The 10922-nt window shown below is 47.3% G+C and carries 11 protein-coding genes; 7 read left to right on the top strand and 4 right to left on the bottom strand.

Annotated features, from left to right (window positions below; translation table 11 throughout):
- Positions 1-106: 106 nt before the first annotated feature.
- Both QUE64_RS00465 and QUE64_RS00460 read right to left on the bottom strand, forming a co-directional pair.
- On the bottom strand, positions 107-790 hold the full coding sequence (locus tag QUE64_RS00465; RefSeq protein WP_286225452.1) for a transposase: 684 nt from the start codon (positions 788-790) through the stop codon (positions 107-109).
- 6 nt (positions 791-796) lie between these two features.
- Complete coding sequence (locus tag QUE64_RS00460; RefSeq protein WP_286223795.1) at positions 797-3094, bottom strand: penicillin-binding protein 1A; 2298 nt, start codon at positions 3092-3094, stop codon at positions 797-799.
- Positions 3095-3192: 98 nt separating this feature from the next.
- On the opposite strand from QUE64_RS00460, the gene QUE64_RS00455 reads away from it, so the two are divergent.
- From QUE64_RS00455 to aroB, 4 genes are read left to right on the top strand one after another with little or no spacing between them, the layout of a single operon-like run.
- Entirely contained in the window at positions 3193-3867 is a 675-nt protein-coding gene (locus tag QUE64_RS00455) for a hypothetical protein (RefSeq protein ID WP_286225451.1), read from the top strand.
- The gene (locus QUE64_RS00450) at positions 3864-4982 is read left to right on the top strand and encodes a secretin and TonB N-terminal domain-containing protein (RefSeq protein WP_286225450.1); all 1119 of its coding nucleotides are present in this window, start codon (positions 3864-3866) and stop codon (positions 4980-4982) included. Before QUE64_RS00455 ends, QUE64_RS00450 begins: the two co-directional genes overlap by 4 nt.
- Before the next feature lie 9 nt (positions 4983-4991).
- Positions 4992-5516, top strand: coding sequence for a shikimate kinase (locus tag QUE64_RS00445; RefSeq protein WP_286225449.1), 525 nt, complete (start codon positions 4992-4994; stop codon positions 5514-5516).
- Entirely contained in the window at positions 5513-6595 is a 1083-nt protein-coding gene (gene aroB, locus QUE64_RS00440) for a 3-dehydroquinate synthase (RefSeq protein ID WP_286225448.1), read from the top strand. The genes QUE64_RS00445 and aroB overlap by 4 nt, the downstream gene beginning before the upstream one ends.
- Here the strand turns inward: aroB and cyaY are convergent.
- Positions 6579-6962 carry an iron donor protein CyaY gene (gene cyaY, locus QUE64_RS00435; protein WP_286225447.1) on the bottom strand — a complete coding sequence of 128 codons (384 nt, stop codon included), beginning with the start codon at positions 6960-6962 and terminating at the stop codon, positions 6579-6581. The two genes, aroB and cyaY, sit on opposite strands and share 17 nt — an antisense overlap.
- A gap of 226 nt (positions 6963-7188) precedes the next feature.
- On the opposite strand from cyaY, the gene lysA reads away from it, so the two are divergent.
- On the top strand, positions 7189-8481 hold the full coding sequence (lysA, locus tag QUE64_RS00430; protein WP_286225446.1) for a diaminopimelate decarboxylase: 1293 nt from the start codon (positions 7189-7191) through the stop codon (positions 8479-8481).
- Positions 8482-8498: 17 nt separating this feature from the next.
- Here the strand turns inward: lysA and QUE64_RS00425 are convergent, their stop codons facing one another.
- Complete coding sequence (locus QUE64_RS00425) at positions 8499-9167, bottom strand: c-type cytochrome (RefSeq protein ID WP_286225445.1); 669 nt, start codon at positions 9165-9167, stop codon at positions 8499-8501.
- Positions 9168-9279: 112 nt separating this feature from the next.
- Here QUE64_RS00425 and yihA point away from each other — a divergent pair, with 112 nt between their 5' ends.
- Together yihA and hemB are read left to right on the top strand one after the other, a co-directional pair.
- Positions 9280-9903 carry a ribosome biogenesis GTP-binding protein YihA/YsxC gene (gene yihA, locus QUE64_RS00420; RefSeq protein ID WP_286223787.1) on the top strand — a complete coding sequence of 208 codons (624 nt, stop codon included), beginning with the start codon at positions 9280-9282 and terminating at the stop codon, positions 9901-9903.
- 26 nt (positions 9904-9929) lie between these two features.
- On the top strand, positions 9930-10922 hold the full coding sequence (gene hemB, locus QUE64_RS00415; RefSeq protein WP_286225444.1) for a porphobilinogen synthase: 993 nt from the start codon (positions 9930-9932) through the stop codon (positions 10920-10922).

Raw genomic sequence — 10922 nt, 5'->3', positions numbered from 1 at the left:
AGGGTAAATATAGGGGAATCCACTAAGGGATGCAATAGAAATTTAATGACTCTGTCCCATTTATATAATGGCGGAAGAATAGAAATTAAATTAAATAGGGACAGACTTAAAGTTTTTTTGGTCTTCCACGCGGCTTGACCTGCCATTGATTCAGGCTCATCTTAGGATTTTGCTTGATAAATTCAGGACTTACCCAGGGTCTTGAGCGGATTAAATGCTCAGTAATTGCCCGATCCTCATGATGCGGCGCCCCCTCCCTCACAAAAGCCACCCAGGCCAGCTGCCTCTCAAAAGGGGTGTTGCCTAAACCCCAGAAGCTTGGGTGATCGGTTATCCAAGTCTCACCCTTGCCCCCAATATGGCTTTGGTAGCTAGTGTTTTTACAGTCCTCAGCACGAGATTCCAGTCCGGCGCGCACAGGGTTAAGTTCAATGTAGCGCTGGACTCGTAAGGCATACATTGGATCAATCAGGGAAGAACAAAAGCGACCTTCCCAAATCGTGCCCGAAGTCCCTTGTTGTCGATTGATGTATTGCGCGTAGCGGCGACCCAAGGATTGCATCGTTTTTGATAAGGAATATTCAAAACGGGGGGTGGCTAATACGTGTGCATGGTTTGGCATCAAGGCATAAGCATGAACGGCACATCCAAACTCTTTAGCAGCATCACGTAACCAGTCAAGATAAATTCGGCAATCCGCATCATGGCTAAATATGATTTGACGATTGTGACCACGAACCAAAAGATGCATCGCTTGTCCAACAATAACCAAGCGTGCTTTACGGGCCATCTTTACTTAGTTAATTTGGCGAACGCCGCCCAAGGGAGCGAACTCAGGAATAATCCAATCGCCGTCGTACTCAGAAACTCCCGGTGGAGGGGTGCGGTTTATCTCGGGGACGCCTCGTAGAGCGACCGACATAAAGTTAATCCAGACAGGTAATGCTAAGCCGCCACCCGTCTCACGGTCGCCGAGGCTTCTTGGGTTATCAAAACCAATCCAAGCCACTGCCGCAACCCGAGGGTTATAACCAGCAAACCATGCGTCGTGCGAATCATTCGTTGTACCGGTTTTTCCAGCGATATCGTTACGACCTAAAGCAGGCCTGGCACGCGCTGCGGTTCCAGTCTTTGTAATTTCTTGCAACATACTGTCCATCACAAAGGTCGTTCGCTCATCCAATACACGAATCGCATTTTTTCCAACACGCACCGGATTAGCCTCAAACAAGGTTTGACCTTTTGCATCCGTGACCTTATCAATCAAATAGGGATTCACGAAATAGCCGCCATTTGCAAAGACGCTATAAGCACTCGCCATTTGCAAAGGTGTGACTGAACCTGCGCCAAGGGCCATCGTAAGATATGGCGGATGCTTCTCAGGCTCAAAACCAAAGCGCTGAATAAATTCTTGGGTATACGAAGGGCCTATTTTGCGAATTACCCGAACCGATACTAAATTTTTAGACTTCGCCAATGCAGCTCGCAACCGCATCATCCCATCGAACTTGCCATCGTAGTTCTTGGGTTGCCACACTTGACTGCCAGTCTCCAATGCCCCAATCGATAATGGTGCGTCATTCACCATGGTTGAAGGACTTAAACCCCGCTCGAGAGCAGCTGCGTAAACAAAGGGTTTAAATGCCGAGCCTGGTTGACGAAACGCCTGGGTTACGTGATTAAATTTATTACGACGAAAATCAAATCCACCAACCAAGGCCAAGATTGCTCCATCGTTAGGGTCAAGAGCCACAAAAGCAGCCTCGACTTGAGGTAATTGAGCCAGCTTCCAAACCCCGTCATCGTTGAGCAGTCGAACCACTGCGCCCGGACGAATGCGTCGCTTAGGCTGTGCGGATTCGGATAATGAAGCACTTGCAAGTCTTAATGCATCGCCTTTAATGGTGATTTGCTCACCAGTTGCAATCATGACTTTTAATTCTTTGGGGCTTGCCTCCAATACAACCCCGGATTGCAATTCATCAAGCGCCGGGTAATCAAGCAAGGCGTCATCAATCGTTCGCTGGCGCTTTACAGGGTCTTCGGGTAACTCAATAAAACCCTCTGGGCCGCGATACGCATGTCGCAAATCATAGTCAAAAATACCCTTGCGAACTGCAGCATAGGCAGCATCTTGGTCTGCCTTTAAGACCGTGGTGTAAACATTGATACCTTGCGAATAAATAATGTCACCGTACTGAGAAAAAAGGAGTTGTCTGGCCATCTCAGCAACAAAATCAGCGCGAGTATCAAATTCTTTTCCTAGGCCTCGAATCTTAATGGTCTCAGCCATCGCCTTTTCATAATCGGCTGGCGTAATGTATGAGAGATCGCGCATGCGCTGCAAAATATATTCTTGACGAATCTTTGCGCGCTTATAGTTACTAACCGGGTTATAGGCAGAGGGTGCCTTTGGGAGGCCTGCTAGCATCGCCGCCTCTGCAATGCTAATGTCTTTAAGTTCCTTACCAAAATATATTTTGGAAGCGCTCGCAAATCCATAGGCGCGCTGTCCCAAATAAATTTGGTTCATGTAAATCTCAAGAATCTTGTCCTTGGTTAATTGGGCCTCGATCTCCCAGGCAAGTAGCACTTCATAAAGCTTGCGACTGAAGGTTTTCTCATTGCTTAAGAAAAAATTACGTGCCACCTGCATGGTGATGGTCGACGCCCCTTGGGAGAGGCTTCCTCTTAAATTGGCTAAAGTTGCTCGCAATACGCCCCAGTAATCAACGCCGCCATGACTATAGAAACGATCATCTTCAATCGCGATCACTGCATACTTCAAATAGACAGGGATTTCATTGAGAGGGACAACGCTTCGCCGTTCCTCTCCAAACTCACCTATTAATACCTTATCGGCGGTATAGATCCGTAATGGCTCTTTGGGGTTGTAATCCACTAGCGCTGAAATGTTCGGTAAGTTTGGCTTCGCAATAATGAATGCGTAGGCGACTAACATGGTAAATAACAAGCCAAGCACCACCATCAAAATCAATAAGGCTTTAATTAGTGGGCTGGCACCTGACTTCTCAGAAAAACGAGTGCCCGAGCCCCGTTGGAAAGGCGGTTTTTTGCTCGGTGGATTAGCCATCCCCAAATTATATGGTCCTACAGCATTTGCAAGAATGACCGATCAATCAATCCGGTTTTGCTGATTTCAATCACTAGCGCCCACCAACACAATAGGGCATGGTCTATCGCAATATCAAACGAGAGGATTTTGACGAAACCTTGCAAAGTCTAGGCAACGATCCTGCTATTTTGGAGCATGAAACCCAGGCTGATCATTTACAAAGCAAGCACCAGGCACCAAGGCACAATCAAATGAGCCAATCCTGGCCAGGCCTTAACGCCTTCAAAGAATTGCCCCTAGCATCGCTTCACCCAGGAATGCTCATTGCTGGAATTAGTTTTATAGCGATTCTTGTGACTTTAGTCTATTTGACCATCCAGGTTCGGGAAATTGCTGAACTTGGCCAGGGTGAACCAAACCAAACAGCTATGAAGAAAGAGTTGTTGACAATTCAAAGCCAAATTGACGAACTTCATAGCCAGGCTGACGAAAATCTAGAGCAGATGATGGAGTTTCTGGAGGAGATCCAAGCAAAGCGACACATTTCTGTCAAAGAAACGAAGCGATCAGTTATCCCCGATCCCGATGAGGTCGATTTAAAGAAATGGCGTCATTTGGGTATTAGCAAGAATAAGGATGGCGCTTTCGTGATGCTTCATGATGGCCAACAAAGTCGACTCTTTGCAAAACATGGGTTTGCTAAACCTTCCTGGCAGATCACCCACTTTGACCAGTCCCAGGTCACCTTACAGGGTCCCGGAGGAAAGCAAGTGGTGCTGATTTCGCCATGAAGCATGTGATATTTCGATACTGTTGGATTTGGCTTTTACTTGGCCCACAAAACACATTTGCATACCACGCGGCCAGTGGTAATGCTGCACTGAATACTCCAATTAGTATTTCAGCAAAAGAGATGCCACTAGTGGATTTGCTCCATGTATTGGGGCAACTTGGCAATACGCATTTTGTATTAAGTCCTAGTATTCAAGGAAGTATTGATGTTCAGCTTGTCGATGTTCCATGGCAAACTGCGTTATCAACGATCTTGGCAAGCCGAGGCTTGCGGTTCATACGCAATCAGGGGGTCTATTGGATTGCACCGCATCAAGAAATCAACGCTTTCCAAAAACAACGTCGGGATGACTCAGCACTCCCCTTTGGGGGCGAGCATCATGGTACACCCCGGCAAATTTTGATTGAGGCGCGGATTGTTGAAGCTGACCATCGCTTTGCACGTAATCTTGGCGCCAAGCTTGGCTTGCGCTCGCAAGCAAAGAATCTGCCCGAAGGGAGCGATCGGGTTCAGGGTTCTTTTGCACTAGGATCACCACTTGGGGCTGGCGGCCTTAGTGGATTTGAGCCAGTGACTGCCGCGGCGACCCTTCTTAGTAAAAATGCCACACGTCTTCTCGATGTGGAATTAAGTGCTCTTGAGAGCGATGGACAGGGCAAGATATTGTCCAATCCCCGCATCATGACCGCCGATATGGTGAAAGCAACTATTGAACAAGGTACTGAACTACCGTACCAAACCTCCTCTTCAAATGGAGGTAACAAAATTCAATTCCGTAAAGCGAACTTGCGTCTCGAGGTGATTCCCAAGATTCATCATGACGGCAAAGTCTCTTTATTGGTTGCCATTAATAAAGATAGCGTGGGCATGAAGACCGAACAAGGTTACGCCATCGATACCAAGAATCTGAGCTCCGAAGTCAGTGTTGAGAATGGCGGTACCGTCATCTTAGGCGGTATTTATCAAACTACAGAGCGTGATGACACTGTCAAAATCCCGCTTTTAGGTGATATTCCCTTGATTGGGCATCTGTTCAAACATCAATCAACTTTGCGAGATAAAACAGAACTTCTCGTCTTTTTAACGCCTACTATCTTAGATAAACCCGAATAGAATGATGAAATGGACATTAAAAATTCCAATATCTTTCTGATTGGGCTGATGGGGGCTGGCAAATCAACGGTGGGGAAATTAATTGCCCGCAAGCTTGAGCGGCGCTTTATTGACTCTGACCACGCACTTGAGGAGCGCTGCGGGGTCAAAATACCAACTATTTTTGAGATGGAAGGTGAGGCAGGTTTTCGTAAACGCGAGGCACAAATTATTGATGAGCTAACCCGCGAGCAATCGATTGTGCTCGCCACCGGCGGTGGTGCAGTATTACTCCCAGAGAACCGTAAGGTACTAGCTGAACGTGGTACGGTCATTTATCTACATGCCAACCCGATTGAACTTTGGCATCGTACTAAAGGTGGTGAAGGTCGCCCCCTGTTGCAACATGGCGACTCAAAAGCAATCTTAGAAAACTTATATGCCATTCGCGATCCACTGTATCGCGAAATCGCGGACTTTATTATTGAAACTGGTAAACCAAGCGTCAATCAACTCGTAAGCTCTTTACTCATGCAACTTGAATTAGCCCCATGAAAACTCTGAATGTGTCGCTCGGTGAGCGCAGCTACCCTATTTACATTGGCTCGGGACTTCTCAAAAAGCCGGAACTCTTTAAACCTTGGATTACCGACAAATCGGTATTCGTGGTGACCAACACGACCGTAGGGCCCCTCTATAGTAAGACGTTGATCCAAACCATTTCAGGCGACGCGAAGTCAGTTCATGAAATTGTCCTGCCCGATGGGGAGTCGTATAAAGACTGGGTTACCCTACAGAAAATCTTTGATGCTTTATTAACGCATGGCGCTGATCGAAAATCAGTACTAATTGCTCTCGGTGGTGGCGTGATTGGTGATATGGTGGGGTTTGCAGCGGCTAGCTTTATGCGCGGCATTCAATTTGTTCAAGTACCCACGACTTTATTAGCTCAGGTTGATTCTTCGGTAGGCGGTAAGACTGGGATTAATCACCCGCTTGGTAAAAATATGATTGGCGCCTTTCATCAGCCGGTTGCGGTTATTGCTGACCTTGATACCCTCAAATCACTCCCGCCAAGAGAACTATCAGCTGGCTTGGCGGAGGTCATCAAACACGGCGCAATTGCAGACGCTCAATTTTTTAATTGGATTGAAGCGCACCGTCAAGAACTATTAAATTGCGATAGTGGCGCCATGAGTCATGCGGTCGAGCGTTCTTGCGAAATTAAATCGGCAGTAGTGGCCGCCGACGAGAAGGAATCTGGGATTCGTGCCATCTTAAATTTTGGTCATACTTTTGGCCATGCCATTGAATCTGGCTTAGGCTATGGAGAATGGCTGCATGGTGAGGCCGTGGGATGTGGAATGGTGATGGCGGCTGATTTATCTTCTCGTCTGGGTTATTTAAAAACCGAGGAAGTAAGTCGTATCAAAAAACTCGTTATGGCAATGGGTCTGCCGGATTGCGCACCCAAACTTGGAAACAGCCGTTTCTTTGATTTAATGCGCATCGATAAAAAATCCGAGGGTGGGGAAATTCGCTACATCACCCTTGAGAGAATTGGCAAAGCAAAAATTGAAGCGGTTGATGATGCAATTGTTGAACAGGTCTTAACGACTAATCAAGTAAATTAATCTCAACTGTCTGCCCAGCCTGGTCACTTACAAAACGGGATAAATCGGCAAGCAACTCATTACCAGTTTTTGTATCCAGCCAGAGTGGCTGGTTCATCATTCCGGCCCAACGGTAATGAAATCCTCCGGCTTTACAGGCCACCCAAATTTCATGGAGAGGTGGCTGGGTATTCACCACAACCACACTACGATCCCGAAAAACAATATTAATCACATTGCCCCCTTGACGAGCAATATCAAGGTCGAGATCTAAACGCTCATCGGCATTTTCCAGCGATAGTTCAATCGATTGCAATAGATGGCTAGCCAGTTGATGAAATTGCTTATCGTCAATTTTGTCAATCTGGGATGAAGGGGTGTTCTGCATGCTATATTCAAATTCCGGTGATTAAACAGATGACATTGATTGTAGTTAAGATTCCAGTTTACGTTGTGTTGCTGTCCCTACTTGGATGTGGGGTTAGAGGACCTTTGTTTTTACCCAATCCACCGCCCGCTCCACCAGCGCCCACCCAACCGGAGCCCAAAGGTACTCTGTACCCTCCTAAAGAATCAGGTTTATCGACCCCCACTAATACGAGCTCGCCAAAGTAATGACGCATTCCATTCCATCATTAACTGGCTTTACTGAACACCATGGAGAGTGGTTTGCTGAAGGTGTTTCGCTATCTGCTTTAGCGAATCAATATGGCACCCCTCTATATGTTTACAGTAAGCATGCAATTTGTACGGCATACCGCGCCTATGATGTTGCCTGTATCCGTGCAAACGGCAGTCGCCGCGCCAGAATTCATTACGCCGTCAAGGCTAATAGTAATCTCGCTGTTTTAGATGAGCTCAAACAATTAGGTGCTGGATTTGATCTGGTCAGCGGCGGCGAACTCGCTCGAGCCCTTCACGTTGGAGCCGATCCAAAAAGTATGGTTTTTGCTGGAGTCGGCAAATCCTCTGATGAAATTAAATTTGCCCTCTCGGTTGGCGTCAAATGCATCAACGTCGAATCCATCCCTGAACTGCAGCGTATTAATTCCATTGCTAAGAGTTTGGGTCTTCGCGCCCCAGTTTCATTGCGCGTGAACCCTGATGTAGATGCGCAAACCCATCCGTATATTTCCACGGGTCTCAAAGATAATAAATTTGGGATTGCCTATTTTGAGGTTCTAAAAACGTATCGAGAGGCGGCGCTACTGCCCCACATTGATATTGTTGGCATTGATTGCCATATTGGTTCCCAAATTACTAGCACATCGCCATACCTCGATGCTCTTGATAAAGTCCTTGATCTCATCGATCAACTCAAACGTGATGGCATTGTCATTCATCATCTCGATCTTGGTGGTGGCCTTGGGATCGACTACGGCTCGGACGCACCACCCGATATCACCGAGTTCACCAACACCCTACTCAATCGTGTGGATGAGCGTGGCTTTGGGCACTTGGATGTCATTTTGGAACCGGGTCGCTCCTTAGTCGGAAATGCGGGAGTGCTATTAACACAAGTTGAATATCTTAAAACTGGTGCAGATAAAAACTTCTGCATTGTGAACGCCGCCATGAATGATTTAATGCGACCAGCTCTATACGATGCCTATCATGCGATCGTTCCTATCAAAAGTGGAATTGGTAAAGCAATCACTTATGATGTAGTTGGTCCTGTTTGTGAGTCAGGCGACTGGTTAGGCAAGGATCGCGCCCTTGCTGTTCAAGAAGGCGATGTGCTGGCTATTTTGTCAGCCGGTGCCTACGGCTTTGTAATGGCTTCAAACTACAACACCCGGGGACGGCCCGCAGAGGTCATGGTCGACGGCGACCAGGCTTACTTGGTCAGAGAGCGGGAGTCTGTAAATAGCCTCTTTGCGAATGAACGAACGATTGGGCCGAGCTAGTTAATCGAAATATTCGATTAACGCAACCCAGCCATGTAATCCGAGACGGCTTTCATTTCAGCGTCAGACATCTTGGTAGCAATCGTGCTCATTTGCACACTGTTCTTGCGCGTACCCTCTCTAAATGCAATCAATTGTGAGATCGAGTAATCTGCCCATTGACCACTTAAACGAGGGTACTGAGCAGGAATACCAGCGCCATTCGGACTATGGCAGCCTGAGCATGCTGGAATACCTTTCTCAGCAATACCTGCACGATAAATCCGTTGTCCCAATGCAATGGTGTCTTTGTTTTGCGCAGTACCCAACTTCAGCTCTTGTTTATTGAGATACGCAGCCAAGTTGAGCATGTCTTGATCGGTTAGCGTAGCCACCATTCCCATCATGACGGGATTCATCCGGGTACCATCTTTGTAATTTTTAAGTTGCTTTACTGTGTAAGCCGTGTGCTGGGCAGCCAACTTAGGCCATGACGCAACCCCACTATTTCCATTTGGGCCATGGCAACCGACACAAGAAACGATTCCACGCTTAGGGTCGCCATTGTTATAAAGAGCATCTCCTGCAGCAGCATCTGCCTTGATCACTGCTGGAGTTGGTGCACTAGTAGTCATTGTTGGGGCGTCAGCTTTTGCAGGCTCAGCCGCATGAGCGAACGATATAAAACCACCAACTAAAACAGCCATCAGGACAGAGATATTTAATTTGGAGAATTTGCTGCTATAGCGCATTATGGGTACCTAGCCTACTTTGAAATGTTCAAACGAAATTCATGTGATTTTACAATAGCTTCCATTCATGTCTAAACTGCACCAAGCCCGCTTTTTTACCACGGTCAATGAGCTGCAAACGCTTCCCCAGGGTGAGCTTCCTGAGATCGCCTTTGCGGGTCGCTCCAATGCCGGAAAATCCAGTGCAATCAATATCTTATGCAATCAAAAGCGCCTGGCTTTTGCGAGCAAAACTCCGGGTCGAACCCAGCACATCAACTATTTTGGGATCTATGCCAAGGATGAGTTACTAGCCTATTTGGTCGACTTGCCAGGCTATGGCTATGCCGCAGTTGGTGAGGCAACCCGCTCCCACTGGAACGAGATCTTAAGCCGCTACTTGCAAACCCGTAAAAATTTGGTTGGTTTGATCTTAATTGTGGATGCACGACGGGGTTTAACAGAACTTGATGAACAAATGATTGCCTGGTTTAGTGTGACCCAAAAACCTATCCATATTTTGCTAAGTAAGTCAGACAAACAAACTTTCTCCGAAAACCGCGCCCTGCTGCAAGCCATCTCAGAACAAATTAAGCAATTTGCCCCTGCACAGATTACAGCTCAACTGTTCTCCAGCACAAAACGGGTCGGTCTTTCGGAAAGCGATACACTTATTCAACAATGGCTTTTTCCAGAGCGCAACATCGCCTAACCCTATCCTGATTAGAGAGTATTTGCATGTCTCAATATCCTGCCTATCGCCCCCGTCGGATGCGCCGTGATGATTGGTCACGTCGTCTCGTTCAAGAAAATCATCTAAGGGTTGACGATCTAATCTATCCCGTTTTCTTACTACCTGGAAGTAATCAAACCCAAGCGGTCAACTCAATGCCGGGTATTGAGCGCATGTCGCTTGATCGCCTGTTTCATGTGGCTGAAGAATGCGTAGCCCTTGGCATCCCAGTAATGGCACTCTTTCCTGTAATCGATGCATCACTAAAGAGCAACGACGGTGCTGAAGCATTTAATCCAAAGGGCCTTGTTCCAAGCGCAGTGATGGAGCTCAAAAAACGCTTTCCCACCCTTGGCATCATGACCGATATTGCGCTTGATCCCTATACCAGTCATGGTCAAGATGGTGTGCTCGATGAACAGCATCGGATTTTGAATGATGAAACTGTCACGATCCTCATTAAGCAGGCGCTCTGCCATGCCCAAGCAGGTGTAGACATAGTTGCCCCATCCGACATGATGGATGGCCGAATTGGAGCGATTCGTTCTGCCCTTGAAAATCAAGGATTAATTCATACGCGCATCATGGCTTATGCGGCCAAATACGCCTCGTCGTTTTATGGCCCCTTTCGGGATGCCGTTGGATCAGCGAGCAATCTTGGCAAGGCGGATAAAAAGACCTATCAAATGGATCCTGCTAACGGCGATGAAGCCATCCGCGAAGTTGGCTTAGATATTAGCGAGGGTGCTGACTTGGTGATGGTAAAGCCCGGCATGCCCTACCTCGATATCGTCTATCGCATCAAAGAAGCCTTCGGTTACCCAACCTATGCCTATCAGGTCAGCGGCGAATACGCCATGATCAAAGCTGCTGCCCAAAATGGCTGGCTTGATCATGATGCGGTCATGATGGAGTCACTGCTCGGATTTAAACGTGCTGGAGCAGATGGTGTCTTGACCTATTTTGCGCTTGAGGCCGCTCGCCATCTCAAGCGCTAA

It is taken from the genome of Polynucleobacter sp. HIN7 (assembly GCF_030297595.1).
Lineage (GTDB): Bacteria > Pseudomonadota > Gammaproteobacteria > Burkholderiales > Burkholderiaceae > Polynucleobacter.
This window is presented reverse-complemented; position numbering and strand designations above follow the sequence as displayed.